The sequence below is a fragment of the Bacillota bacterium genome (assembly GCA_023511455.1).
Classification (GTDB): Bacteria; Armatimonadota; HRBIN16; order HRBIN16; family HRBIN16; genus HRBIN16.
The window spans coordinates 65918-90231 of sequence record JAIMBJ010000002.1; the positions used below are offsets into that span (position 1 = coordinate 65918).

General features: G+C 61.0%; 31 protein-coding genes and 1 pseudogene. 7 read left to right on the plus strand and 25 right to left on the minus strand.

Going from position 1 to position 24314, the window contains the following annotated elements:
• Positions 1-130: 130 nt before the first annotated feature.
• On the minus strand, positions 131-1420 hold the full coding sequence (locus K6U75_01520) for a heme ABC transporter ATP-binding protein (GenBank protein ID MCL6473723.1): 1290 nt from the start codon (positions 1418-1420) through the stop codon (positions 131-133).
• Positions 1421-1474: 54 nt separating this feature from the next.
• Between K6U75_01520 and K6U75_01525 the strand changes: the two genes are divergently transcribed.
• Positions 1475-2974 (plus strand): hypothetical protein, encoded by a 1500-nt coding sequence (locus K6U75_01525; GenBank protein MCL6473724.1) that lies wholly within the window; start codon positions 1475-1477, stop codon positions 2972-2974.
• A gap of 166 nt (positions 2975-3140) precedes the next feature.
• Here the strand turns inward: K6U75_01525 and K6U75_01530 are convergent, their stop codons facing one another.
• The 11 genes from K6U75_01530 to K6U75_01580 all read right to left on the minus strand — a co-directional run bounded on the left by K6U75_01530 (position 3141) and on the right by K6U75_01580 (position 10468).
• A complete protein-coding gene (locus tag K6U75_01530) occupies positions 3141-3449 on the minus strand; it encodes a hypothetical protein (GenBank protein MCL6473725.1) in 309 nt (102 codons plus the stop codon).
• A gap of 9 nt (positions 3450-3458) precedes the next feature.
• Positions 3459-3878 (minus strand): hypothetical protein, encoded by a 420-nt coding sequence (locus K6U75_01535; protein MCL6473726.1) that lies wholly within the window; start codon positions 3876-3878, stop codon positions 3459-3461.
• Between the two features lie 10 nt (positions 3879-3888).
• On the minus strand, positions 3889-4092 hold the full coding sequence (locus tag K6U75_01540) for a hypothetical protein (protein MCL6473727.1): 204 nt from the start codon (positions 4090-4092) through the stop codon (positions 3889-3891).
• Between the two features lie 12 nt (positions 4093-4104).
• Positions 4105-5163 (minus strand): hypothetical protein, encoded by a 1059-nt coding sequence (locus tag K6U75_01545; protein MCL6473728.1) that lies wholly within the window; start codon positions 5161-5163, stop codon positions 4105-4107.
• 6 nt (positions 5164-5169) lie between these two features.
• On the minus strand, positions 5170-5415 hold the full coding sequence (locus K6U75_01550; protein ID MCL6473729.1) for a hypothetical protein: 246 nt from the start codon (positions 5413-5415) through the stop codon (positions 5170-5172).
• Between the two features lie 73 nt (positions 5416-5488).
• Positions 5489-6415: a Mu-like prophage major head subunit gpT family protein gene (locus K6U75_01555; GenBank protein MCL6473730.1), complete on the minus strand. Its 927-nt coding sequence runs from the start codon at positions 6413-6415 to the stop codon at positions 5489-5491.
• An 11-nt stretch (positions 6416-6426) separates the two neighbouring features.
• Positions 6427-6840, minus strand: coding sequence for a DUF2190 family protein (locus tag K6U75_01560; GenBank protein ID MCL6473731.1), 414 nt, complete (start codon positions 6838-6840; stop codon positions 6427-6429).
• 3 nt (positions 6841-6843) lie between these two features.
• Positions 6844-7617, minus strand: a complete 774-nt coding sequence (locus tag K6U75_01565; protein ID MCL6473732.1) for a phage protease — start codon at positions 7615-7617, stop codon at positions 6844-6846.
• Positions 7618-7970: 353 nt separating this feature from the next.
• Positions 7971-8246, minus strand: coding sequence for a DUF4190 domain-containing protein (locus K6U75_01570; protein MCL6473733.1), 276 nt, complete (start codon positions 8244-8246; stop codon positions 7971-7973).
• A 147-nt stretch (positions 8247-8393) separates the two neighbouring features.
• Entirely contained in the window at positions 8394-9581 is a 1188-nt protein-coding gene (locus K6U75_01575; protein MCL6473734.1) for a D-galactonate dehydratase family protein, read from the minus strand.
• Positions 9578-10468, minus strand: coding sequence for an NAD(P)-dependent oxidoreductase (locus K6U75_01580; protein ID MCL6473735.1), 891 nt, complete (start codon positions 10466-10468; stop codon positions 9578-9580). Before K6U75_01580 ends, K6U75_01575 begins: the two co-directional genes overlap by 4 nt.
• Positions 10469-10578: 110 nt before the next feature.
• Between K6U75_01580 and K6U75_01585 the strand changes: the two genes are divergently transcribed.
• The 6 genes from K6U75_01585 to K6U75_01610 all read left to right on the plus strand — a co-directional run bounded on the left by K6U75_01585 (position 10579) and on the right by K6U75_01610 (position 15942).
• The gene (locus K6U75_01585; GenBank protein ID MCL6473736.1) at positions 10579-11478 is read left to right on the plus strand and encodes a DNA-processing protein DprA; all 900 of its coding nucleotides are present in this window, start codon (positions 10579-10581) and stop codon (positions 11476-11478) included.
• A 79-nt stretch (positions 11479-11557) separates the two neighbouring features.
• The gene (locus tag K6U75_01590; GenBank protein ID MCL6473737.1) at positions 11558-12442 is read left to right on the plus strand and encodes a site-specific DNA-methyltransferase; all 885 of its coding nucleotides are present in this window, start codon (positions 11558-11560) and stop codon (positions 12440-12442) included.
• Complete coding sequence (locus tag K6U75_01595; protein ID MCL6473738.1) at positions 12432-13166, plus strand: cytoplasmic protein; 735 nt, start codon at positions 12432-12434, stop codon at positions 13164-13166. The genes K6U75_01590 and K6U75_01595 overlap by 11 nt, the downstream gene beginning before the upstream one ends.
• Complete coding sequence (locus K6U75_01600) at positions 13163-13960, plus strand: class II aldolase/adducin family protein (GenBank protein MCL6473739.1); 798 nt, start codon at positions 13163-13165, stop codon at positions 13958-13960. The genes K6U75_01595 and K6U75_01600 overlap by 4 nt, the downstream gene beginning before the upstream one ends.
• Positions 13961-13965: 5 nt before the next feature.
• Positions 13966-15711, plus strand: a complete 1746-nt coding sequence (locus tag K6U75_01605) for an alcohol dehydrogenase catalytic domain-containing protein (protein MCL6473740.1) — start codon at positions 13966-13968, stop codon at positions 15709-15711.
• Positions 15712-15798: 87 nt separating this feature from the next.
• Positions 15799-15942 carry a hypothetical protein gene (locus K6U75_01610; protein ID MCL6473741.1) on the plus strand — a complete coding sequence of 48 codons (144 nt, stop codon included), beginning with the start codon at positions 15799-15801 and terminating at the stop codon, positions 15940-15942.
• Here K6U75_01610 and K6U75_01615 read toward each other — a convergent pair.
• From K6U75_01615 to rpiB, 13 genes and pseudogenes are all read right to left on the minus strand, one after another.
• Entirely contained in the window at positions 15920-16339 is a 420-nt protein-coding gene (locus K6U75_01615; protein ID MCL6473742.1) for a type II toxin-antitoxin system VapC family toxin, read from the minus strand. The two genes, K6U75_01610 and K6U75_01615, sit on opposite strands and share 23 nt — an antisense overlap.
• Entirely contained in the window at positions 16336-16572 is a 237-nt protein-coding gene (locus K6U75_01620) for a hypothetical protein (GenBank protein MCL6473743.1), read from the minus strand. The genes K6U75_01615 and K6U75_01620 overlap by 4 nt, the downstream gene beginning before the upstream one ends.
• Positions 16569-16877, minus strand: a complete 309-nt coding sequence (locus K6U75_01625; protein ID MCL6473744.1) for a hypothetical protein — start codon at positions 16875-16877, stop codon at positions 16569-16571. The genes K6U75_01620 and K6U75_01625 overlap by 4 nt, the downstream gene beginning before the upstream one ends.
• A gap of 14 nt (positions 16878-16891) precedes the next feature.
• Positions 16892-17104: pseudogene (locus K6U75_01630) on the minus strand (ATP-binding protein).
• Entirely contained in the window at positions 17105-17449 is a 345-nt protein-coding gene (locus tag K6U75_01635; protein MCL6473745.1) for a hypothetical protein, read from the minus strand.
• 20 nt (positions 17450-17469) lie between these two features.
• Positions 17470-18945, minus strand: coding sequence for a DUF2961 domain-containing protein (locus tag K6U75_01640; GenBank protein ID MCL6473746.1), 1476 nt, complete (start codon positions 18943-18945; stop codon positions 17470-17472).
• Between the two features lie 27 nt (positions 18946-18972).
• Complete coding sequence (gene uppP / locus K6U75_01645) at positions 18973-19791, minus strand: undecaprenyl-diphosphatase UppP (GenBank protein ID MCL6473747.1); 819 nt, start codon at positions 19789-19791, stop codon at positions 18973-18975.
• Positions 19788-19937: a hypothetical protein gene (locus tag K6U75_01650; GenBank protein ID MCL6473748.1), complete on the minus strand. Its 150-nt coding sequence runs from the start codon at positions 19935-19937 to the stop codon at positions 19788-19790. Before K6U75_01650 ends, uppP begins: the two co-directional genes overlap by 4 nt.
• A 13-nt stretch (positions 19938-19950) precedes the next feature.
• The gene (gene wecB / locus K6U75_01655) at positions 19951-21084 is read right to left on the minus strand and encodes a UDP-N-acetylglucosamine 2-epimerase (non-hydrolyzing) (protein MCL6473749.1); all 1134 of its coding nucleotides are present in this window, start codon (positions 21082-21084) and stop codon (positions 19951-19953) included.
• Between the two features lie 6 nt (positions 21085-21090).
• Positions 21091-22059, minus strand: a complete 969-nt coding sequence (locus tag K6U75_01660) for an undecaprenyl/decaprenyl-phosphate alpha-N-acetylglucosaminyl 1-phosphate transferase (protein ID MCL6473750.1) — start codon at positions 22057-22059, stop codon at positions 21091-21093.
• A complete protein-coding gene (locus K6U75_01665; protein MCL6473751.1) occupies positions 22050-22529 on the minus strand; it encodes a cytidine/deoxycytidylate deaminase family protein in 480 nt (159 codons plus the stop codon). Before K6U75_01665 ends, K6U75_01660 begins: the two co-directional genes overlap by 10 nt.
• Positions 22530-22548: 19 nt before the next feature.
• Positions 22549-23799 carry a serine hydroxymethyltransferase gene (locus K6U75_01670; GenBank protein MCL6473752.1) on the minus strand — a complete coding sequence of 417 codons (1251 nt, stop codon included), beginning with the start codon at positions 23797-23799 and terminating at the stop codon, positions 22549-22551.
• Positions 23800-23809: 10 nt separating this feature from the next.
• Positions 23810-24289 (minus strand): ribose 5-phosphate isomerase B, encoded by a 480-nt coding sequence (rpiB, locus tag K6U75_01675; GenBank protein ID MCL6473753.1) that lies wholly within the window; start codon positions 24287-24289, stop codon positions 23810-23812.
• Between the last annotated feature and the right edge of the window lie 25 nt (positions 24290-24314).

Below are 24314 nucleotides of genomic sequence, written 5' to 3' on the forward strand. Positions count from 1 at the left end.
CGCAAATTGCAAGACATCTTGATAAGCCTCCCTTTGCGCTCCTCTAGAACACGGGTTTGGTTAGAGTATACACCTTACATCAGAGGTTTGTCAAGCATTTTTCGCCGACGGGCAGAAAAAATCTAAGGGTTCACGCCATTGGTGCTTCGTCCCCCAGCCTTGCCACCGCCTCCTCTGGAGAACCTACCCGCTGCGCGCCGTTTGCCTGCAGCTGCTCAATCAGCCGCAACGCCTGTCCGCCCGTGAAATCGCGCTCCTGCCAGTCGCAGTCCGCCAGCAGCACTCGCCTGCCCGCCCCCTGCGCCTCCACCACTGCCTGCAGGTTCGCCAGATTGCCATGCCCAAACGCCACCGGCGCCACCACAATCGCCTCCGCCTTCGCCATCGCGTCGCGCAGCAACTGCAGGCTCTCTTCCGAAATCGGGGTAAACGGCGCCTCGCTGATGACCTCTGCGCCCAGCTCCTGTGCCAGTTCCTCATCGCTGTCCAGCAGATGCACCACCCCCACCGACACATGCCACCCTGCCCGCACCAGCGCGCCCATCCACGCCGCCCCCGTGCCGCCGCCGCACACCACGTGCACCCGCCTGCCGTTGCCTGCTCCTGCCTCCACATGCTGGCGCGGGCGGGGCAGCACATGCGGACGCCCCGTTACTGGATTCACGCGGACCCACGCCTCCAGTCCAAACACCCGCGCCAGCAAGGACGGCGTGATGACCTCCGACGGTGTGCCCTCTGCCACCAGTTGCCCTTGACGCAACACCAGCAATCGGTCGCAAAACTCCGACGCCAGGTTGATGTCGTGCAGCGCGGCAAGCACCGTCAAGCCTTCCTCACGGTTTAACTGGCGCAGCAACGACAGCGTACCCACCTGATGCGCCACATCCAGATGCGTCAGCGGCTCGTCTAACAACAGCAGGGAGGTCTCCTGCGCCAGACCCCGCGCCAGCACCACGCGCTGCCGTTCGCCACCGCTCAATGAGCTGAACGCCCGTTCTGATAGGGCGGCACAGTCCGTCCGCTCCATTGCCCGTTGCGCTGCCTGCACGTCCTCCGCACGCTCCTTGCCCCACCAGCCGATGTAGGGCGCGCGCCCCAGCAGCACCACCTCCCACGCGCTGAAACCGAATGCCACCTCCTCCCGCTGGGGTACAAACGCCAGCCGACGCGCCACCTCCTTCGCCCGCAGGCGCGACAACGGCTGCCCATCCAGCCATACCTCCCCTCGCGTGGGCTTCAGCACTCCACTCAGCACGCGCAACAGCGTGGACTTGCCGCTGCCGTTCGGTCCCAGCAGCCCCACAAACTCCCCGCGCTGCAGGCACAGCCCCACGCCCTTCAGCACAGTGTTCGTGCCGTAGCCTGCCCAGATGTCTTGCGCCCGAATCACCTCGTCGCCCATCATGGCCTCGTTTGACAACCGCTTCCCCTTGTGCTATGCTGCCGTACTTTGATGAAAGGAGGGAACACCCTGATGCCACGCGCTTCAGTCCTTTACACGCTGATGTGCGCTTTCTCCTTCACACTGTGCCTCTCTGCGACCTATGCTCAGTATACCATTATCGATCTGGGCGCGATTACCGCCAACGGGCAGAGCCGCGGCTATGCCATCAATAACAAGGGGGAGGTCGCAGGCTGGTCGGACGGGCGCGCTTTCTTCTGGACGCAAGGCGTGATGATAGACCTCGGCACGCTGGGTGGTAGCGGCAGCGAGGCGCGCGCCGTCAACGACGCCGGACAGGTGGTCGGCTGGAGCGATACCCTGCAGGCGCGTCATGCCTTCATCTGGCGCGACCTCAACGGCAACCGTCGTGCCGATCCAGGCGAGATGGTGGACCTGCGCCCCATCCCCAGCACCTGGCAGGGCAGGGCGTACGGCATTAATAACGCCGGGCACGTGGCAGGCTGGTCCGCCATCAACCCCGACGGCGTCTACCATGCCTTCCGCTGGAGCTACAACGCCGGCGGCTGGTGGGACTGGTTCGACCTCGGCAACATCAGCGGCAACCCGGACGAAATCAGCATCGCCAATGCCATCAACAATCGCGGGCAGGTGGTAGGTGGTTCCGGAGCGGCGGGGAGCCGTCGCGCCTTCCGCACGCAGCCGTACAGTCCCATCAACCCGCTGACCGACGCCCTGCCCTACTTGCCCGGCGGCACCACGGCGGAATCCTTCGCCGTCAACGACCGCGGGCAGGTAGTGGGCTCGTCCAACACGCGCGTCGGAACCACTACCCTCACGCGCCCCGCCCTGTGGCAGGACAATACCGTCATCAACCTCGGCTCCCTGGGAGGCAACGCCGCCCGCGCCTTTGGCATCAACAATCTGGGACATGTGGTCGGGCATTCCTATTTGTCGGACAACACCTCGTTGCGCGCCTTTCTGTGGGTGAACGGCGTCATGACCGACCTCAATACCCTCCTGCCTGCCGGTGCGAACTGGATACTTAACGAAGCGCGCGCCATCAACGACTTCGGGCAGATTACCGGTTACGGCGCGCACAATGGGATTACCCGCGCCTTCCTGCTGACGCCCGTGCCAACGGAGGTGACCATCTCGCTGAACGATTACACAGGCGACTATTCGGCACTGCCCCTGCAGGTGGAGGTGCGTTCGACAGGTAGCCAGACTCTGCTCACCTTCTCGCCCGAATTGAACGCCGAAGGGAAATTCCCGCTCACCCTGACGCCGGACACTTACACCATCGCCTTCAAGGCAGACCGTTCGCTACGCCGGGTGTTCACAAACATCGCCCTGCCAGCGGGAACGCTGACCGTAACCCTGCTCAACGGCGACGCCGATGGCGACAACGAGGTCACACTGTTTGACTTCGCTCGTCTGGTGAGCGCGTTCGGCAAGCTGCAGGGAGAACCGGGCTTCGAACCCACCGCCGACTTCGATGGCGACGGCGAAATCAGCCTGTTCGACTTTGGCATTCTGGTGCGCCACTTCGGACAGGTGGGCGACGATTGACGGCTGGAACGCGCGTAAGCGGCGGTCTCCCGTGGAGGGTGGGGCGAATATCCGCTCCCGCGCGGGGAGGGAGTTGCGGTTCCTCCCCCGTTCACGGGGGAGGTCAGGAGGGGGGCAACCCTGTCCCCGTCCACGGGGGAGGTCAGGAGTAGGGCATGATCTGCCCTCACTGGCTCCACACCGCCAGCTTCACTGCCGGCGCATTACCGATTTTCAGCACCGCCACGCGCCGTACGATATAGGTTATCCCATCCCGCACGACGCTATCACCGGCATTCAGGGTCTCCTCTGGCGCCATCACTCCTGCCCACAGTGGTCGGTTATAGTTCAGCAGGTCCTCGTCTGTGAAGAAGGCGCGCAGCAGTCCACTCGTCGCCACGAACACCACCATCCGCACCGTGCGTGTGCCGTTCACCACTACCTCCTCGCCATGCCGCCGCACCAGCGACTGCACCCGCTCTGCCCGCTTCGCCATCTGCCTCACCTACCAGCCCTTCATCGCCTGCTCGGTCACCTGCCGCTCGCGGTGGCGCGTGCTGGACTGGGTGTAGACCGGTTTCAGGAAAGGCTTTAACCGCGCCCAACCGCGCTGAATCAGCCCGTAGGGGTCGCCCAAATCGGCACGCGATTGGGGGCTTTCCCCGACGCGCACGCTACCCACCTCGAACGACTCCGTCGCTCCTTCCTCGCGCAACCGCTGCGCCAGAAACTCCCCTGCGATAATCTCCGTCGCCCCGCGACTGAGAACTGCCTCCACTGTGCTATCCGACAGGGCATCCGGCGACAGCGTGTACTCTATCACCGGAACAAGGTCGGCTATCAGCGCATCGATCTGCGGATCGAACGTGCTGGAGGACAACGACGCCGTCCGCTTGACCGCATCTCGTGTCACTACGATTGCCATCTCGTCCCACCTACGCCTGCTGCACAGCCTGCCATTTGCGGAACACTTCGGCAATCTCATCCAGCCGCGCCGCACGATAGTCCCATACTTCGCCTTCCTGTGGCACGACGCCGAACAGCTTCTGCAACGAACTGGCGGACACCGTGACCTTCTCGCCAGCGTCAATGTCCACCAATGTCACATTCGTACCGACCGCCTTAACGTATGCTCTCATGCCGTTACCCCCTTACAGAATCGCAAACGAGATACTCGCACGGAAGTTGCCTGCTGCTGCTCCGCCGTTGCGCACCTTGACCCGATAGTTGCGGCTGCCCATGCATTGCAGTATCGGCGATACCGCATAGTAACGGGTCACACCATCCGCCGTAGCGTCACTGCTGGAACCGTACCAAATCACGACCCAGTTGCTGCCATCTACCTGACACTCCAGCCAGCACGTAAACGGCTGGTCACCGCTGAAGTACGCCTGCACATGCGTCTGCTCCTGATACCCCGCACGGTTGGAACCCGTACCCACCGAACCAGCTGCCAGCGACGCGAACGTATCAGTGGTTACCTGAACAGCACCAAGTGCCATGTTGGTAGGCGGCGCTATGAACGGGGTGTTGGTCAACCGCACGGGAATAGCCATGTTGTCGATATGGTGTCCCAGCGCACCAGGCACCACCACATCCGCCAGCTGATACGCCTGCACTCGGTGAACCTTCATCTGGCTCGTGCCCGCCAGACCCGCCAACCGCACACGGAACGGGCCGCTGGGGATACCATGCTCCCGAATGCGATACACTTCGTTGCGCACTATCTGCGAGTTGATGGTGCGGAACGACCACACCGCTTCGCCCACACCGACGTAAATGCTGGCTAAGCGATAGGAGTTGTTGGCTGCACCGACGTTGATGCCGGTCTGGTCATCCGCGACTCCACCCGCACGCAGCACCGCATCCATGTTGCTGGTAGTAGTGCCCGACGCTCGCCATTCCACCAGGTTATTATCGTCGGTGTACAGACCAATGCGGAAATCGTCGGTACCGGCACGGGCTGTCATGGTGCAGACCGCTTCAATCAAGCACGGTGGCTGGAACCACTGACGGCTCAACAACGCCTGACCAGCGGATAGCGACAGCTCGCTGCTGCCGACCGATGGAGTGCCAGACACCTCCCAGGTGTCCGTGTTCAACGTGGCGAAATCGTCGGAGAGCCACTGCAGTACCTGCCCACCCGCCACAGGCAAAGGCATGTCGCTCCGCACCGCCTGCCATCGCCCTGTCGCATCCGTGAACCGCATCGTCTCTCACTCCTTTCCACAGGTCACTCGCCGCGAGCCGTTGAGTTTGACGCCTGCCAGGGTCTCCTTGAGTGCCTGAAGCGCCTCGGTGTTGCCCCGCACCGCCTGCTCCAGCCGCACCAGATGTTCCCGCAGCGTCTGTTCCTGCGCCTGGATGATGCGCTCTAACGCGCGCAGAGTCAACCGGGCAAAAGCCCATTGCGCCGACACCATCGCTCCAATCAGTGTCATCACCTGAATGCCGATGTCCATCCGTGCACCTCCAAGAACTTTGCAAAAAGCCCCTTCTCCCGGTTCACGGGAGAAGGGGATGGTAGGGAAACACTTAGCTGGCGTTGCTGCCGAAAGCCGTCTGCCACAAGCCGTAGCCCACGCCGTAACGCGCTCGCGCACCGTAATACACCACATCCCGCAGGAACACGCTCTCGCTCACCGACGGGTCTTCCAGTGCGGCAAACTCCACCGGCACATCCGACCGCTCCTGCAGGATCACCGCGCGCACCGCCCGGCTGGTGTCCAGCACAAACCACTGGTTGCCTGTGATATATGGGCTGACCACCAGCCGCAACGCACCCTGCAACACGTTGCGATAGGGTGTGTTATCACCGGAACCCGCTTTGACGACCACCACCTGCGACTCCAGCAGCTCCATCGCTGCCCAGCGCAAGCGCGGTCCCACCAGCAGCGTGTCGGGCAGGATGCCCAGCGGCACGCCCTGGTCGTCCTTGAAAAGCATCATGCTGGAAATGGCGTTCTGCAGACTGTCAGGATTCAGGGGCTGGGTGGTGGTGTTGCTCTGTGCGCCGCTATCGCCCTCCGAGTGTGCGTTCGAAAACAGGGGCTGTCCGTCGTAGCAGGGCGTGTTGAACCCGTCCAGCAGCGCCTTTACCACCAGAAAGTCCTTGTGTCGCGCGGCCTCCCGTCCCAGGTCCTGAACCCGCAGACGAATGGCGCCAATCTGTTCGTCCTCTAGCGCGCGCCGCTCTACCGCGATGGTGCTCTCCCACACCCTGTCCTGAATGGTGTAGTTGTAGGCGCGTAACCCCTTGGGCATCCGCTCATCCACAAACTCGCGCATGGCAGGCACACTGCCCAGCCAGCCGTACCTCTGCACGGGCAGCTCGGTCGGGATGACGGTCGCAATCTGCGGGTAAATGGCATTCTCCACCTGATGCCGGTACGCCTCAAAGAAGTCCGCACGTAACCCTGCCTCCAGCAGCGCGCCCATCTCGTTGCGTGTAATCGCTGGCATCGCTCCACCTCCTATCGCACCGCGTTGTCAATCCGAATGCGCGCCTGCGTCGACGACAGCACCTCCACCACATAACCCACCAGCTGGTTGTTGGTCGCTGTGGTGGTCAGCGTGTTATCGTCCGCCGCATACATGGCTTGCCCGATACTCGCCTGCGTGAAGCCACTGCCGTTGTATACGTAGGTGCCGCTCTTCCACACGCGAACCGATTTCGCGCCAGCCGCGCCGCCCGTGTTGTCCGCACTCTCAAACGCCACACCCACGAACACATCACTGCTCGTGCCGCTGCGCGATGGATAGGCGTAACCATCACTGCGCACGCTCACCAGCGCGCCCTTGTGGATTACCGCATTCGCGCCCACTCTGTAGCTCACCAGCTCGCCCGGCTTGTCCTGCGGGTCGTACGGTCCCGTCAACGCTGGCATCGTTCATCGCCTCCTTCCCTGCGACATGTAGCGGGCAACCTGTTCCACCGGCAGGTCGCCCCAGTACTTGCGTAAGAAAGCCTCCTGCTCCGCGCTCAGCGGCTGCTCCTCATCGCCTGCAGGTGCTACCTCCCCAAAGCGCACCATCGGCGGCAACGCCTCCACGAAGCGGAAAAACACCTCCGCCACGCTGGCACTGCCACCCGCAAAAGTCACCGTCTGCGTGCCCTGCAGCAACAGCGTCTTTGCCATCTCGCGCACCGCAGGCGTCAGCTTGCCCGCACGCAACCACCGCTGAAGGGTCTCTTCCACCTCGCGCTCGCGCAGGGCAAACTCCGCCGCCTCCGCCCGCTGGCGTAGCGCCTCCATGTCCTGTTCCAACGCCGTCACCTCCGTCAGCAAAATCTCTCCCGAAAACGTCACTGCATGTGCGCTCAGCAAACGCGCATCTGCCACGCGCGGCGTTGCCGTTACCGATACTTCCACGATGCGTTTGACATCGGGCGTCACCGCCACGCTGATGCCGCGGATACCCAGCCTTTTCAGCAACGCCTCCGCCTCCGGCAAAAGCGCCAGCCTGCCGAACAGCTCCTTGCCCCGCCGCCACAACCGCTTCAGCTGCCCAATCTGCCAGCCCTGCGACAGGTGTTCGACCATCAGCGGAACAGGCGTGGTGAAGCTGTCCACCAGCGTTTGCAGCTGCTCCTCACTGACGTCTAATCCCTTGTCAGGGTAGGAACCCGCCTCAAACAGCTTCGCCTCGCGTTCCACTTCCATCACACTCACCTCCTTCCACCCTGTACAGGCGTAAGGTAGACATGTGTCAACTTATTCTGGAACAGACGCAAGGCGTTTCATGGCTGATTCGGCTGGCTCGCCGCGAGGACGGTGGGAAGGAAAAATATTACTCTGCAGTGCTCAAGCAGCGGAGATGAACACGGTGCAGGTCCTACTTTTTACCGAATGCAAAGACAATTTCATGTCATTTTGACCGCAATCGAAGCATCTCACCATTGTCACCCTGAGCGTCAGCGAAGGGTCTCTGAGATTCTTCGCTCCGCTGAGAATGACATCGATAATGACCATTCCCCGTCATGTGCATAACTCCTGCTGAGGTTACCGTGCGCCTATTACCCGCGAGAGATAGCGTACAGGACAAGGGCTACCCATCCCAGCACGAACAGGGCGGCAATGACCAGCAGCACCACACCGATAATTCCCAGAATGTATCCCGCCTCTGCCATGCCGCGCCCCGCTTCGGGTGATGCGCCCCGCTCGATAGCCTGACGCTCCGCTTTGCCGAGTATCCACGCGGGTATGGCAAACAACCCCATGCTTAACAGCCCCAGTATCCCGAATACCAGCGCGAGGATAGCGCGCGAACTGGGATACTCACCCGTCTGCATCGGTTTGGGTGGTTTCACCGACATCGAGACCGCACCTCCGGAATTGCCCTTTTATCGATAAAGACACTACACAGCCTTAACTGTTGCTCGCCAGGCAGGGAGGTTCCCTATGCGCAGGAGAGTCCCGCATCCGTTCATCCGCGTTCTTCAATACCTGTGCATCGTTCCGTCTTCGCGCCGCACCAGAGGCATGAACGCCCGCTGATAGGGATACCTCGCTGCTAACTCCTCGTTGATGTCCAGCCCGATGCCCGGGCGTTCAGGGGGATAGGCGTAACCGTCCCGAAATTCACATGCCCCCGGCATCACCTCGTATGCCTCTTCGGGAAACGTCACCCACTCCTGTACGCCGAAGTTAGGTATTACCATATCCAGATGCACCGCTGCCGCCTGCGCAATCGGTCCCAAATCCGCCGCGCCATGAAACGCCATACTCACCCCAAACGTCTCGGCGAGTGCAGCCACCTTGCGCATCTCCGTGATGCCCCCGATATGCATCGGGGCACAGCGCAGGTAATCGATCCATCGATTCTGGAGCAAAGGCAGCGCATCGTAGCGGTTGTGCACAATCTCGCCCATCGCCAGCGGAGTGGTGGACGCCTGCCGCACCAGCGCAAAGCTCTGGATTTGCTCAGGCGGTAGTGGGTCTTCCAGGAAGAACAGCCGGTAAGGCTCCAGCTGCTTCGCCAGCCATGCCGCCTGAATGGGCGTGAGCTGCTCGTGCACGTCGTGACACAGCTCGACCGAATCACCCAGCTGCTTGCGCAGATACTCAAACAACTTCACGTGTTCCAGCATGTAGGGCGTGGGGTCAAAGTATTGAGTGGGCGGAATACCCGGGCGTGGCGACGGCTCGGTGCGCACCATGCCCGAACCGCCATAGCCTCCAATCTGTGCGCGGATAACCCTGTATCCTTTCGCCTGCAGGCGGCGCACGTTCTCCTCCACCTCTTGCGGAGTGCGCCCCCCGGCGTGTCCATAACAGAGTATCTTATCCCGCGCCGCGCCACCCAGCAGTTGATACACCGGCATTCCAGCCATTTTGCCCTTGATGTCCCACAGGGCGATGTCTATCGCGCCGATTGCCGCCGCGTACACCGGTCCTCCTCGCCAGTAGGTGTGATGGTACAGGAAATACCAGATGTCCTCGATGCGCTGCGGGTCCATGCCGAGTAGCAGATGCGAGAGGTGCTCGATAGCGGCGGCAACTGCGAGTTCGCTACCGTTCAGTGTGCCGTCCCCAACACCGTACACCCCTTCGTCGGTCAGCACCTTCACCAGCACATAGTTGCGCCCCGGACAGGTGAGAATGACGCGCACTTCGGTGATTTTCATGGCGTGCCTCCTTTCAGGCGCTCTTCGGACAACAGATGGCGTGCCTGCCAGCCCAGCTCGCGTTCGATTTTTGCGGTGCTGTACAACCCATGCCTGCCTGTAATCCCTTCCGCCAGCGGCAACCACTGCGGCAGGAAGCGGGCAATGAGCTCCCTCGTCGGCTCGGGGCGGTTGGTAACCGGTGCCACCACATAGTAGACGGCAAAGCCGGGCGCATCATCCGCTTCCAGCGAAAGCCGGAACGCCTCCGCGGCGTCCACTGAATGTACGTAGTGCCACGTGCTTACCAGATAACCCTCGTGATTCGGGCGTTTCAGCTGTTCCAGTGGGCGAGGATGGTAGGTCTCGAACCACTCCGGTCGCCAGATGCCGCACAGGCGCAGGCAGTGTGTGCGGATACCGTACGCACTGAAAAAAGCACGCGCGGTCAGCTCGTTGACATACTTGGACAGGGAATAGTTGTCCTGTGGGTCGGCGGGTTGTTCTTCGTCTATCGGCAACCGCTGCAACGGGAATCCTTTTTCCGAAACGCGGTAAGGTCCCAAGCCGAGCGCATTGATACTGCTGGCAAGCGCGACGCGCTTCACACCGTGCGCCTGCGCAGCTTCGTACAGGTTCCACGTGCTGACCGTGTTCACCGCAAACGTTTCGGGTCCTGCGCCGGCGATAGCTCCCAAATGCGCGATGGCGTCCATCCCTTCCGTCACGCGAAAGCAGTGCTCCTTGTGGGTCAAATCCCCCTGCAGGAACGGCATGTGCCTGCGCACGTCCTCACCATCTTGCGGCAGCGGGTTTTTATCCGTCAGTATCACCTCATGCCTGTTGCACAGCGCCTGTGCCACATGCTGGGCGAGCTTTCCTGCTCCTCCCGTGATTAACACACGCATCCTCTCTACAGTTCCTCCGGGCCAAGTACTTTACAGCACCTTTTCGGGTTCTGCTTATCGCTATCCTGCCGCAGGAGAACACGGTTGCCACGGGGAATAGAGACACCGCTATGGCTTCCGCGAAACGATACTGGTTGCCCTCCCGGTTCGCCCTGTTATTGACCTGTGTGCCGCATCTGGGGGAGCGTCAAATCGCGCAGGTGCTGCACCGCTGGGCGCGGTCGGGCGTGTCTGTGGACGAGTTCCTGTCCACGCCGCCGCAGACTTTGCAGCAGGAATGGGGACTTTCGGCACAGGCGGCGCAGGCACTAACCGAACCCAATGCCGACTGGCGGAAGCAGTTCGGGCAGATGGACGCACTGGTGCGGCGGCACGGTGTGGAGGTGCTGACCGCACAGCATCGGCTATATCCCATGGCGCTGGAAGCCTTTTGTGAGTTTGCGCCGCCGGTGTTGTTCGCACTTGGCAACCTGCATCTGTTGCAGGACGGCTGGCGTTTCGCGGTCGCCTGCTCGCGCGACGCACCCCATCTGGCGCTGGAGGCAGCAGACGAGATTACCCGACAGGCGACTCGCGAAGGCGGCATCCCTGTCACCGGGCACAACACGCCGCCCTATCAACGGGTCGCCATCGCGGCGATTCGGGCGGAAAAGCCCTCGGTGACGGTGCTGGACAGGGGACTTCTGGACGCGCTGGGCGAAGGTTTGAACCGTCCACTGTTCCCGGCGGCGAGGTTGTATGAGCTGGAGTTCCGCACCGACCGCGACCTGGTGCTGTCGCCGTTCCCCTTGCAGGCGGGCAGCCTGGGCTTGCACAATCAGCGCAGGGACGAGCTGGTATTCGCGCTGGCGGACGTCGTGTTTGCGGTCTGGGTGCGGGCTGGAGGTGTCATGGAACGTCTCTGTCGGCGGGCGAAGGAGCGGGGCACGCGCATCGAGGTCTGGAAAGCCCCCGACGGAACCATCTCCGAAGGCGTCAAACGGCTGATAGAGGACACACCCTCGCCGTGAGCAAAGCGGCAGAGTATAATACCGATAGAGGATCCCGCGCCAAGCAGGGGGTGTCATGATGAATGCAGAGGAACCTTCAATGGAAGTAACAGGCGGTCTGGAGCGGTTCATCAACCAGATTGTGGAAGGCGACTGTCGGGAGCTGCTGCCGCAGCTGCCGGATGAGTGCGTGGACCTTATTGTGACTTCTCCCCCATATGCCGATCAACGCAAACACGTGTACGGCGGCGTTCACCCCGATGAGTACGTGGATTGGTTCCTGCCCATCTCCGCTGAGCTGAAGCGTGTGTTGAAACCCACGGGCTCCTTCGTGCTGAATATCAAAGAGCGTGTGGTGAACGGGGAACGACATACTTATGTGATTGAACTCATCCTGAAGATGCGCGAGCAGGGGTGGCTCTGGACAGAAGAATACATCTGGCACAAGAAGAACACTTACCCGGGAAAGTGGCCGAACCGCTTCCGCGACGCGTGGGAGCGATGCCTGCACTTCACCAAACAGAAGCAGTTCAAGATGTTTCAGGAAGCAGTGATGGTTCCAATGGGCGAGTGGCGCCACTCCCGACTGCGCAAGCTGAGCGAAAACGACCTTCGCCGAGATGTCTCGCGCGTGGGCAGTGGCTTCGGCAAGCGCGTGGCGAACTGGATTGGACGGGAGTGGGCCTACCCTACCAATGTGTTACACATGGCAACGGAATGCTACAACCGCAACCACGCCGCCACCTTCCCCGTAGACCTGCCTGCATGGTTCATCAAGCTCTTTACGGAGCCGGGTGATGTGGTGCTGGACCCCTTCATCGGTTCCGGAACAACGGCGGTTGCCTGCGTGCGTCTGGGACGTCGCTACATCGGTTTTGAGTGGAACCCGGAGTACGTGCAGGTCGCCCGAGAAAGAATGGAAAAGGAATCCCGCCAGCCGAACCTGTATACCTTTGCCGAAGAGAGGACGCCCTATGACCCCTGATGAACTGGAGGAACTCATCAAGCAAAGGCTGGAACGCTTCTACGAACGGCGGATTGCCAATCTGACGCAGGTGCAACTGTTTGATGTGCTTAAACGAAAGAACCCTTATTTGCTCCGTGCCATTGGCATCTCCTCCGCCGCGCAGCTGGTAGAAATCGTCCTGCAACAGCATATCATGGCTTCCGATGAGACACTTTTTGGCACCGAGTTTATTGAGCCTGTGGCTTTGGCGGTGAGTGGGGGTAAGAAATCGTCTGCGGAGGGAATAGACATCGAGGTTGAAGGAGAGATTTCCTATAAGGCCATTTCCGTTAAGTCCGGTCCAAACATTTTCAACTCCAGCCAGGCGAAGAAGATGAACGAGCAATTCGAGGAGCTGCGTCGGCGTTTGCAGCAATATCTTCGCCAGACGCGCAAGCAGTTTGACCCGATTCTTGGTGCTGCTTATGGCAAGCGCAACTTGCCAGCAAGGGGAAAGCGTTCTTATCGGCATGTCGCAGGACAGGCATTTTGGCAGGAGCTAACAGGCGACCCAGATTTTTACCTGAAGGTTATCCGTTTGATGAAAGACTATCCCGAACAACATCGAAGAGTTTTCGAGCAAGAAATGGACAAAGCAAAGAACCGGTTCGCGCGTGACCTTCTGAACCAATTTGCCGAAGCAGACGGAACCCTGAGCTGGGAGAAACTGCTGAAGTATAATAGCGGAGGAAACAACGAATGAGCATTTTGCAACAACTGGTGGAACTCTCGCACTGGCTGGGAGCCGAGCATCGGGAACTGGCGATACTGGGCGAAGGCAATACCTCCGCTCTGGCGGAAGATGGCAAAACCTTCTACGTGAAAGCCAGCGGTACGCGCCTGATGGACATCACCGAGCAGGGCTTCGTGCGCGTCGACCTGCAGAAGACACTGCACGCACTGGAACACGCCGCCGAAACCGATGAAGCCACCCGCACGGCGTTGGAGACCAGCCGGGTAGACCCGCAGGAAAAGCAGATGCCCTCGGTAGAAACCTTCCTGCACGCCTATCTGCTATCACTGCCGGGCATTCGCTTTGTCGGACACACCCATCCGGTAGCGGTCAACGCCCTGCTCTGCTCGCAACACGCCGAAGAACTGCTGGCGGGACGCCTGTTCCCCGACGAAATCGTGGTGTGCGGCATCGCGCCGCTGTGGGTTCCCTACACCGACCCCGGTCTGCCCCTGGCGCGCGAACTGCGCCGTCGGGTGGAAAACTATGTGCATCAGTACGGCGTGTTGCCGAAGGTCATCCTGATGCAAAATCACGGCTTGATTACTCCCGCAGAGACACCGCAGAAAGTGATAGCCGCCACCGCCATGGCGGTGAAAACCGTGAAGATACTTTTGGGTACAATGGCGGCAGGAGGACCGAACTTTCTCGCGCCGCACCATGTGGAACGGATTTACACCCGCCCCGATGAGGCGTATCGGCAGGCGATTATCGCCCAGCTGCAAGCCTCGCGCGAGGACAACCGGAACGACGAAGGAAGGTGAATACAATGGACAAATGGAACAGATATCGCCATGCACAGCATCCCATCCCTCAGAAGATGCTCCGCTGGCACCTTTACGGGGCAGGGCTGGAGAACCTGGGGAAGAACGGACAGCCCGAAGAGGTGCCCGTGCCGGAACCCGGCGATGATGAACTGCTGGTGCGTATCGATGCGCTGGGGCTATGTTTTTCCGACACGAAGGTGGTCTCGCTGGGCGAGAAGCATCCCCGGCTGGTTGGGCGTGACCTTCAAAAGGAGCCAGTGGTGCTGGGGCACGAGGTCTCCTGCACCGTGGTGAAGGTCGGCAAGAATCTGCAAGACCGTTTCCACGTCGGGCAACGGTTCATCGTGCAGGCGGACGTGTTTTACCAGGGCAAGAGCATCGCGTACGGCTACGTGTTGCCGGGCGCGATGACGCAGTACGGCATCATCGGTAAGGAGATTATCGAGGGGGATGAGGGCTGCTACCTGCTACCCATCCGGGACGAGGACGGTTACGTGGAAGCCGCGCTGGTGGAGCCGTGGGCGTGCGTGGTGGCATCCTATTCTCAGAAACGCCGCCAGCACATCCAGCATGACGGCGTGGCGCTGCTGGTGATGGGCGAGCGCATCCCGCACACCGATTTTACGCTGGGCGATGCCATCACCGATACACATCGCCCCCGCAGGGTGGTCGCCCTCAGTGCAGGGGGACAGGTGCGTGCGGAACTGGTCCGACTGGTCGCCGAGTCGGGCATGGAGCTGGTGGAGGACGAAGCGACCGTCGATGCCGCGCGCCGACACGCCCCGGAAGGCGGCTACAACGACATCCTGTGTATTGGCGAACTGCCCCCGGAAGCAATCGAAGGCGTGGCGGACCTGCTGGCAAAAGGCGGCGTACTGTGGATACTGCGTCGCACCCCGTTCGATCGCTGCCTGAGTCTGGACATCGGACGCATCCACTACGATAGCCTCTGGGTGGTAGGCGCGTTCAGCGACAAACTTGCCGATGCAAACGCCATCCCTCTGCGCAGTGACCTCCTCCCGGGCGGTGCCTGCTGGATTGTGGGAGGCGGAGGACCCATGGGGCAGATGCATGTGCAGCGCGCCGTGCAACATCCGAACGCGCCTGCCCTCATCGTGGCAACGGATGTGGACGCGGTACGCCTCGAAGCGGTGCGCGAGCGCTACGCCACCTCTGCCGAACGGCGGGGTATCCGCTTCGCCATCCTGAACCCCAAAGAGTTTGAACCGCAGGCATTCCACCAGAAACTGCTGGAACTCACCGACGGCAGAGGGTTCACCGACATCGTGAACATGGTACCGATAGCCGACGTGGTCGCCGACTCCGCACGACTCCTTGCCGATGGCGGTGTGTATAACATCTTCGCAGGGGTGGCGCGCGGCGTCAAAGCCTGTCTGGATGCAAATGCTATCTGCGGGCGCAGCGTGCGCTTCTTTGGCAGCAGCGGCTCATCGCTGGCGGACATCCGCCTGACGCTGGAGCAGATGGAAAGCGGTCAATTGCAGACCCGCGCCTCGCTGGCAGCCATCGGTGGCATGAGAGCAGCGCATGAGGGCATACGGGCACTCATGGAGGCACGCTTCCCCGGCAAGACGGTCATCTTCCCGCAGATACCCGACCTGCCACTGATGTCGCTGGCGGAGCTGAAGGAGAAGTTCCCCACCGTCTACGCCAAACTGGAGGGTGGTCGCTTCTGGACGAAGGAAGCGGAAGAGGAGCTGCTACGCCTTCTGCTGCCGGAGGGGTGATGCTTGCGGTATATGTTCGCAACGTCCTGAAGGCAATCAGGGACATCTATGAAGCAGAGGCAAGACCTCTGCCTGGAGGAGAGTAAGATGAAGCCAGATCTGGAGTTCTACCTGTCGCTGGACTATCCAGTGGAAATCCGCCGCCTTCCAGGCCTGGGGCGATGGATGTTCACTACCGCTGGAGATACTCCAGATGTGAAGCACGGCTTTACGCGGTATCGGACGGCGTAATGACCATCACGTTTGGCGGGGCTTTGAGCCTCATCTCTTTGTCCAGCGTCAACAGCGGTACGCCGTACTCTAATGCAACCTGCAGAACAATAGCATCACCTCCTTTCACTCCGATTTGCGCTCCCAATATACTGGCAGACTCCGCTACGTCCAGTGTAATGTCAGTCCAGCTTATCGATGACCATCGAACGAGTTGGTGGCAGACGGCAGCTGCAACGCCTTCGGAGCCCGTTCTTCTCCGAATAACACAGGTGACCTCCGCGAGCACCAAAACGGGACACACGGCTTCTAGCTGCGCACTGAGCATTTTTTCAAGCACAGGGTAACACTGGCTATGGAACACGTCGTTTGGGTCGAGAGCGCTGATGAAAACGTTGCTATCGACAACCAGCTTCACCGCTCGCGCTCCAGTTGTACGTCTACGACGCTGTTGCCACCTTTGGAGTGCCTGCCTACCGCGGCGATTAAATCCGCCAGAGAAGGCGAACTGGAATCACCTGTTTCCGAACCCGGATAACGGCACAGCTGGTCTCTCGTTCTGAGATTTGCCAGCCTGGTTCTCAAATAGTACAGGTCTTTCTCGAGCCGCCTTATTTCTTTCAGTATCTGCTGTTGTTCGAAGGTGTTCACGCCTGGCTCACCACCCATACCCATTGTATACCCACGAACGGGATGATGTCAACCGCTAAGGGCTTCCTCGTTCGAGCACAACGTTGGTGGAAGGGTCTCCTCTTGGTCGGGAAGGCGACAGGCTTTTGCCCGTCCGATACGGCGGGTTTTGACCAGACCCTTTCGTTCGAGCGGATTCCGGAAATACCCTTCGCCCGGAATAGCGCCTTGCGCCAATCCCGCATGTCCCTGCGCACCCAAACGGTAATCTCGGGTTCCTGCGCATGGCTTGCGTCACCGGCGTCTGGCTTCCGTTTCGATGTCATAGTCTCTCACCTCCTCATGATTCACTTCCCTCCTGCAGATACGCGGCTCTCGGGAAGCGAATCTTGACCGGCTGGCGGAAGGTCGCGTGGCTGATGACCAGATCGCCCTTCTCCAGGCGCGAGATGTTCGCCTTCACCGCCGGGTCTAAGAAGCGATAGGCAGGCAAGGACAGCTCCGCAGAGCCACTGCGCCCGATGACCATCGTGGAACTGTTGCCCGCGACGCGCTACCCTACCTCCTGACGTCCGGACGCAGAGAATACGGCAACGTTGTCCTCGTCGGTTGCCCAATTGGCAGGGTTGTTCAGGATATATTCGCGGATGCGTTCCAGTTCCCCCGCATCTCGGATGATGTGTTTGTAATAATTACGCTGCCACAGCCGCCCGACAAACGGGGACCATCCCGATTGTTTGACCCCGCGTGTATACAAAACCGTGGTGATGGATTTAAACGCCCCCACCACATCCCCCACCGTAGGGGCAACCCTTGTGGTTGCCCCTGTCGTTGCCGTTGCATGGGCAGGCACAAGACCTGCCCCTACGGGTGTGTCGTGTGGTTCAAACGCAGGCACGCCCCCACCGCCGTTTCCTGTCACCGCACCATGCGCCTTACGAATAGCGCGTCGATACCCAGAAAGTAGCCCTTCGAAGCGGCGTTTTTGCCCTTGTTGCGCAGGGTCAGCGTGTAGGTGCCGGGCTCCAGATAGCCCAGCTCCACCACCTGCTCGTGCAGGTAGGGACTGCGCGCGTACAGGTCAAACGTCGCGAGCGGCTTGCCGTCCAGCTCCAGATCAAAGATGCCGAAGTCGAACGAGTAGGTGGTGACGAGGAACAGCACGTGCCGCCCAGCCTGTTTCACCTCGATGGGCAGGCTCAGCGTCTGTCCCTCCGTGTCCGGCGTCCAGAACAGCTGCGCCCCACCGCTGAACAGGGGTAGTTCCTGCCTCTCCACCCTGCCCGCGCTCACACTCACCCGTTCCAGCAGCGTTTCCGCCTCCGTGCCGTTGTTGGCGATGGTGTGGAACACGCGGGCATAGCCTTTCGGCATCGGCGGGAAGGGCTTGTGGGGTTCCAGCTGATACCAGAAGGCGACGGAGGAGAAGTCGTCCTCGCGCTCCTCGAAGCCCGATTGCAGGCTGCCGTCTGGCTTGCTGGTGGCACCCTTGTGTTCCATCTCGAAACGCAACGACTTGCGGAACGTGATGGGGTCGTTGATGTGCCAGCGAAACACGCTGGAGCGCGCCCCCACGGTCTCACCCTCCATCAGCGGCACGCCGTAGAATGGTCCGGAGTGCTGGCGAAAGCCCCACGCATCGCAGAAGTAGTCCTCCGTGCCGGTGCCTCGCAGGCTGGGCTCGTGCTCGCCGTCGATGAAGAAAAAGTCATCGCCCTCGCCCCACCACCGGCGGGCGAGCTGTCGGCAACTGAGCACCGTGCCCACATAGTGCCCGCGCCCCGCGATATCGGCGATGAGGTAGTTGCGCCCCATCACCGTGGGGAACTCCTGGCGATACATCGCGTGGAAGTAGGGCGTGTTTTTGGGCAGGCCGGGCAGCTGTCGCCAGTCGATGGTGTAAAAGAACAGCCGGACGGGCAGTCTCCCCTCATTCGTCACGGTGATTCGCGCCGATTTGCGGAAGGGCATCACCCAGTAGCAGTTGCGTGCCCTGCCGTTGGCGGTTACTCGCACGGGCAGAGAGTCGTAAGGCACGTCCCAGCCATGCCCCAGCCCGAAGAAGTCTCCCAGCGGACACTCCACCGAAGGATGCTCCTCGCCATCCCAGTACATGCGCAGTACCAGCAAGCGCGAGTATTGCGGTTCAGCGGCAGCAACGGTGCACCAGATGTGCGTGATTTCGCCCGGTCCCTTCAGGTCGGCGAGAACCAGCGTCTCGCCCGGCTCGATGGGACGGGCATCGCGGTTGCCGTTGCGCCAGTCGGGGTCGCTGCTGGACTCGCGCCGCGTGACCTCGTGGCGCAGCTGCGTCAGGCTCTGCAGGGAAGACAGCTGGCTCGCTGCCGGTAAGACGCTGACCAGTAATAGCAGCAAGGCTACGGTCGCACGCATTTGGTTTTCCTCCTTGTCGTTCTCAGTTTATCCCCTCATCCACCACACCACCAGCACCAGCAGACCCACCACCAGCCGGTACCACAGGAACAGGTTCACCGAGTGCGTGCGCAGGTAGCGCAGCAGGAAGGCGATAGACAGATAGCCCACGATGCCCGATGTCAGCACGCCCGCCATCATCACCATCAGCTGTTCGCCAGCGGGAGGCGATGTCACCAGATGGCGAAACGTCCACAGCGTGGCTCCCAAAGTAATCGGGGCGGAAAGCAGGAACGAAAATCTCGCCGCCGCCTCGCGCGTCAAACCCAGCAGTAATCCTGCCGTAATGGTCGCCCCCGAACGGGAGACGCCCGGTATCAGCGCCAGCGCCTGCGCACAGCCAATCAGAAAACCCTCAAAGGTGCTCAGAGAATCCAGCGAACGCTCACGCCTGCCGAAACGGTCGGCAAGGAACAGCACGATACCCATCGCTATCAACAACACGGCAATCAGCGCGATGCGCGTGCGGATACTCTGTTCAATCACGTCCTCAAACAACGCGCCCGCCGCCGCACCCGGCACACACGCCAGCAGAATCATCCACGCCATGCGACGGTCTTCCGCATGAGGGTTCGCCGGGCGCAGTAGCGAACCGAAAATCCGCCGCAAATCCTGCCGGAAGTAGCCGATGACCGCCACCGTCGTGCCCAGATGGAGGGCAACGTCAAACACCAGTTTCTCCTGCGGAGTGCCTTCCTCCCACCCGAACAACCAGGGGGCAATCAGCAGGTGAGCCGAGCTGGAGATGGGCAAAAACTCACCCAGCCCCTGCAGAATGCCAAGCACCACAGCCTCTAACAGGTTCATGTCTGCCCTTTTTCCTCCGAAGCAGTGAGAAACATCTGTCTTATCCCGCGCAACAGCGCATCCGCCCGTAACACCACGCCCCCCTTTGCCGGGTACAGCTTCAACCGTTCGCCCTCGAGAACGGGCAAACGCACCGGGTTTGCCACAGGTAGCAACCCTTCATGCGCTGACCCCGAAATGCTCGAACAGCACCTGCCGGATGCGCTGAGCCGCCTTGCCGTCCCCATACGGGTTCACCGCACGCGCCATCTGCCCGTAAGCATCCTCGTCGCTCAGTAAGCGGCTTGCCTCCTCCACAATGCGTTCGGTATCCGTGCCTATCAGCCGGGCAGTTCCGGCTTCCACCCCTTCGGGTCGCTCGGTGGTCTCACGCAGCACCAGCACCGGCTTGCCCAAACTGGGAGCCTCTTCCTGCACACCGCCTGAATCCGTGAGGATAAGGGTCGAGTGCTGCATCAGCTTCACAAACGGCGCATATTCGGGCGGGTCGGTCAGGATGACGCGATCTACCCCGCCCAGCACCTCCGTCGCCGTCTGCCGTACTAAAGGGTTGCGGTGCATGGGAAAGACCACCTGAATATCCTCAAAGCGCTCCACCAGCTGCCTGACTGCCAAACAGATACGCCACAGTGGCTCGCCCCAGTTCTCGCGACGGTGTGCGGTGAGCAGTACGGTACGCAACGGCGAAGCCATCGCCTGCTGCAGCAGTGGGTCGGTCATCGGGTAGGGTTTTTCCGCCACCATCAGCAAAGCGTCGATGCCGGTGTTGCCGGTAACCCAGATGCTCTCGGGATTCACGCCTTCCCGTAGAAGGTTCTCCCGCGCTTTGGGGGTAGGGGCGAAGTGGAAGTCGGCGATGGCTCCCGCCAGCCGGCGATTCATCTCTTCCGGGAAAGGGTTATACTTGTGGTATGTGCGCAAACCCGCCTCCACGTGCCCAAAAGCCACCTGATGGTAAAACGCCGCCAGCGCGGCCACGAAGGTGGTGGTGGTGTCACCCTGCGCCAGCAGCACATGCGGCTTCTGCTCCCGAAGCAGGGCGTCCAGCCCCTCCAGCACGCGCACGGTGATTTGCGTCAGCGTTTGCCCGTGTTGCATGATGTTGAGGTCATGGTGAGGCGTGATACGGAAAACCTGCAGAACCTGATCCAGCATCTCACGGTGCTGACCGGTCACCACGACCCTGACCTGCACGTGCGGCTCATAACGCTGCAGTTCCAGTACCACCGGCGCCATCTTCACCGCATCGGGGCGCGTGCCGAACACCGTCATCACTTGCAGGGGGGACGTCATGGAAGGCTACCTCGTCATCCGGTACAGGGTGAAAGCGGCTGCGCTGAACAACAGCCCGATGCACCAGATAACGACCACAGCACGCCGGTGGCCCAACCGTCCCACCAGCCAGTGGTGAAAGTGCCTCATGTCCGCCTTATGCAGAGGCTGGCGCGCCAGCACGCGGCGTGAAACCACAAAGAAGGCATCGAAGAAGGGCACTCCCAGCACCAGTAACGGCACCAGCACCGAGATGGTGGCAGCTACCTTGAACGTACCGACTATCGCCAGCGTTGCCAGTACAAAGCCGATGAACTGCGCACCGACAGTTCCCATGAAGATAGAGGCGGGGTTGATATTATGGCGCAGAAAGCCCACGCACGCACCAGCCAGCGCAGCGGCAGGAATGGCTATCGCCGGTTGCTTCTCCGACACCGCCATCAGGGTCAGCGTGCTGGCGGAAATGGCGGTCACACCAGCCGCCAGCCCATCCAGCCCGTCAATCGCGTCCACCGTTTTGGTGACCACAAAAACCCACAATGCGGTGGCGGGAACACTCCAGAAGCCCAGCGGCACCCAGTACTCCGGGCGATATTCGCCGGGCATCAAAGGCGCAAAGGGATGCGTGACGCCTTCAATGCGGATGCCAAACAGCGTGAGAGCCACCCCTGCCCCCAGCAAAATCAACATCTGCCACAATGGGCTGAGCTGATACCTGTCGTCGACCATGCCGAACAGCGCAATGACCGTTCCCAGCACCAGAATCGCCGTCAACGCCTTGCTCCACGTCCCCAGCCAGAGCGACATCAGCACGACCGTTACCCAGAAAGCGAGGTAAATGGCGATTCCGCCCCAGCGCGGTGTGGGTCTGCGATGCACACGACGCTCGTCCGGCTGGTCGATCACGCCCATGCGTATGGCAAACGTCCGCACCGCAGGGGTCACCAGGGTGGCAACCATCATCGCGATGATGAAGGCAAAAAAGGCTACTCGCACCGGCGATCTCTCCTCTTGCCGGGGAAAATGGTCTCCGCGACGCCATCGCGCAGTCGTAAAAGCTCTATCCCCGACTCCTCGAACAGCTCCATGGCAAAGGGGTCGGGATAGTCCCCTTCGAAGACCACACGCACGACACCCGCATTGATAATCATCTTGGCACAGGCGTTGCAGGGCTGGCAGGTCACATACACCGTTGCGCCGCGCGTGGACACCCCGTTCAGCGCCGCCTGCAAAATGGCGTTCTGCTCCGCGTGCAGGGCGCGCTGGCAGTGTCCGTCCACGATTTTACAGCCCACCTCGGTGCAGTGCGCCAGTCCGTGCGGCGCCCCGTTGTAACCGGTGGTGAGAATGCGCCTGTCCAGCACAATCACCGCCCCCACCGACCGACGCGGGCAGGTAGCGCGCGTGGCGACCTCTTTGGCGATGCGCATGAAATACTCGTCCCACGATGGTCTCGTGTCCGCCATTTTCACTCCCCACTGATTATTATGCCAGTACTGGGAACTGGTCGCAGAGGGCAAGCACCTCCCGGCGCACCGCTTCCAGTCGATCCGTATCCTCCGGTGCCTCCAGCGTGCGGGCAATCAGCGCAGCAATCAGTTGCATCTCTGGCTCCGCCATGCCGCGTGTGGTTACTGCCGGCGTACCCAGACGAATGCCGCTGGTGACGAAGGGCTTCTCGGGGTCAAAGGGTATCATGTTCCGGTTGACGGTGATATGCACGCTATCCAGCACCACCTGCGCTTTACGACCGGTGAGCTTCTGTGGGCGCAGGTCTATCAGCATCAGGTGATTGTCCGTACCTCCGGAGACAAGCCGAAAACCACGCTGAGCCAGTCCATCCGCCAGCGCGCGGGCGTTGCGACGAATCTGCGCCTGGTACAGCTTGAACTCCGGCTGCAGGGCTTCTTTGAAACAGACCGCCTTTGCCGCGATCATGTGCATCAGCGGCCCGCCCTGCATTCCGGGAAACACCGCCTTGTCGATCGCCTGAGCGTACTCCGCCTTGCACAGTATCATCCCCCCGCGTGGACCCCGCAGAGTCTTATGGGTGGTGGTGGTGACGAAATCAGCATAGGGGATGGGCGAGGGATGCTCGCCTGCGGCCACCAGACCCGCGATATGCGCCATATCCACCAACAGCTTCGCACCCACCTCGTCGGCGATCTCGCGAAAGGTGGCGAAGTCGATAATGCGCGGATAGCAGCTGGCACCTGCCACAATCAGCTTGGGGCGATGTTGCCGGGCGAGGTCGCGTACCTGGTCGTAGTCTATCTCCTCCGTATCCGGACGCACGCCGTAGTGCACCGCGCGATACAATGTGCCCGAGAAGTTCACCGGGCTCCCGTGAGTGAGATGCCCACCCATCGACAGGTCCATCGCGAGGAAGGTATCGCCCGGCTGCAGCACCACGCTATACACCGCCTGATTCGCCTGCGCGCCAGAATGAGGCTGTACATTGGCATGCTCCGCACCAAACAACTGCTTCGCTCGCTCGATGGCGAGGCTCTCCACCACGTCCATATTGTCGCAACCGCCATAGTAGCGCTTGGCGGGATAGCCTTCCGCATACTTGTCGGTCATCACCGAGCCCATGGCCTCCAGCACCGCTTTGCTGGCGATATTCTCGGAGGCGATGAGTTCGAGGTGAGTATGCTGACGCTTTTTCTCGTTCTCGATGGCGGCGAATACTTCCGGGTCCACTTCCGACAGCGGAGCGGTTCGGTGGTAGTGCATCATGAGGCGACTATCCAGTAGACTCACGTTCACTTTCTCCCTCGGTATAGCGTTTCTCCAGCATCTTTACCTTGTGTACCCGACGGGCATGTCGCTCCTCGTCGGTAAACGAAGCGTTGAGAAATGCGCTTACGATTTCCATTGCCAGCTCGGCTCCGATAATGCGCCCACCCATACACAGCACGTTCGCATCGTTGTGCTGGCGCGACAGCCGGGCGGTCACCGGGTCCTGGGCATGTGCGGCGCGAATGCCTTTGACCTTGTTTGCGCTGATGCTCATCCCCACTCCCGTGCCACAAATGAGTATACCCAAATCGCACTCTCCCTGTGCTACCGCGTTAGCCACCATCATCGCGAAGTCGGGGTAATCGCATGGGGAGTCGGTGTGGGTGCCAAAGTCGCGTACGGTGATGCCTTGCTGCTGCAGGTACGAGCGTACAATGTTTTTCAGGTGGTAACCTGCGTGGTCTGCGCCTAAGCCGATAATCATCGAAAGCCCTCCCCCCAGAAGTGCA

Coding starts and splice junctions, on each gene's coding strand:
- K6U75_01525 (MCL6473724.1), top strand. CDS start 1,475: ATGCCACGCGCTTCAGTCCTTTACACGCTGATGTGCGCTTTCTCCTTC.
- K6U75_01530 (MCL6473725.1), bottom strand. CDS start 3,449: ATGGCGAAGCGGGCAGAGCGGGTGCAGTCGCTGGTGCGGCGGCATGGC.
- K6U75_01535 (MCL6473726.1), bottom strand. CDS start 3,878: ATGGCAATCGTAGTGACACGAGATGCGGTCAAGCGGACGGCGTCGTTG.
- K6U75_01540 (MCL6473727.1), bottom strand. CDS start 4,092: ATGAGAGCATACGTTAAGGCGGTCGGTACGAATGTGACATTGGTGGAC.
- K6U75_01545 (MCL6473728.1), bottom strand. CDS start 5,163: ATGCGGTTCACGGATGCGACAGGGCGATGGCAGGCGGTGCGGAGCGAC.
- K6U75_01550 (MCL6473729.1), bottom strand. CDS start 5,415: ATGGACATCGGCATTCAGGTGATGACACTGATTGGAGCGATGGTGTCG.
- K6U75_01555 (MCL6473730.1), bottom strand. CDS start 6,415: ATGCCAGCGATTACACGCAACGAGATGGGCGCGCTGCTGGAGGCAGGG.
- K6U75_01560 (MCL6473731.1), bottom strand. CDS start 6,840: ATGCCAGCGTTGACGGGACCGTACGACCCGCAGGACAAGCCGGGCGAG.
- K6U75_01565 (MCL6473732.1), bottom strand. CDS start 7,617: ATGGAAGTGGAACGCGAGGCGAAGCTGTTTGAGGCGGGTTCCTACCCT.
- K6U75_01570 (MCL6473733.1), bottom strand. CDS start 8,246: ATGCAGACGGGTGAGTATCCCAGTTCGCGCGCTATCCTCGCGCTGGTA.
- K6U75_01575 (MCL6473734.1), bottom strand. CDS start 9,581: ATGAAAATCACCGAAGTGCGCGTCATTCTCACCTGTCCGGGGCGCAAC.
- K6U75_01580 (MCL6473735.1), bottom strand. CDS start 10,468: ATGCGTGTGTTAATCACGGGAGGAGCAGGAAAGCTCGCCCAGCATGTG.
- K6U75_01585 (MCL6473736.1), top strand. CDS start 10,579: ATGGCTTCCGCGAAACGATACTGGTTGCCCTCCCGGTTCGCCCTGTTA.
- K6U75_01590 (MCL6473737.1), top strand. CDS start 11,558: ATGGAAGTAACAGGCGGTCTGGAGCGGTTCATCAACCAGATTGTGGAA.
- K6U75_01595 (MCL6473738.1), top strand. CDS start 12,432: ATGACCCCTGATGAACTGGAGGAACTCATCAAGCAAAGGCTGGAACGC.
- K6U75_01600 (MCL6473739.1), top strand. CDS start 13,163: ATGAGCATTTTGCAACAACTGGTGGAACTCTCGCACTGGCTGGGAGCC.
- K6U75_01605 (MCL6473740.1), top strand. CDS start 13,966: ATGGACAAATGGAACAGATATCGCCATGCACAGCATCCCATCCCTCAG.
- K6U75_01610 (MCL6473741.1), top strand. CDS start 15,799: ATGAAGCCAGATCTGGAGTTCTACCTGTCGCTGGACTATCCAGTGGAA.
- K6U75_01625 (MCL6473744.1), bottom strand. CDS start 16,877: ATGACATCGAAACGGAAGCCAGACGCCGGTGACGCAAGCCATGCGCAG.
- K6U75_01640 (MCL6473746.1), bottom strand. CDS start 18,945: ATGCGTGCGACCGTAGCCTTGCTGCTATTACTGGTCAGCGTCTTACCG.
- uppP (MCL6473747.1), bottom strand. CDS start 19,791: ATGAACCTGTTAGAGGCTGTGGTGCTTGGCATTCTGCAGGGGCTGGGT.
- wecB (MCL6473749.1), bottom strand. CDS start 21,084: ATGACGTCCCCCCTGCAAGTGATGACGGTGTTCGGCACGCGCCCCGAT.
- K6U75_01665 (MCL6473751.1), bottom strand. CDS start 22,529: ATGGCGGACACGAGACCATCGTGGGACGAGTATTTCATGCGCATCGCC.
- K6U75_01670 (MCL6473752.1), bottom strand. CDS start 23,799: ATGCACTACCACCGAACCGCTCCGCTGTCGGAAGTGGACCCGGAAGTA.
- rpiB (MCL6473753.1), bottom strand. CDS start 24,289: ATGATTATCGGCTTAGGCGCAGACCACGCAGGTTACCACCTGAAAAAC.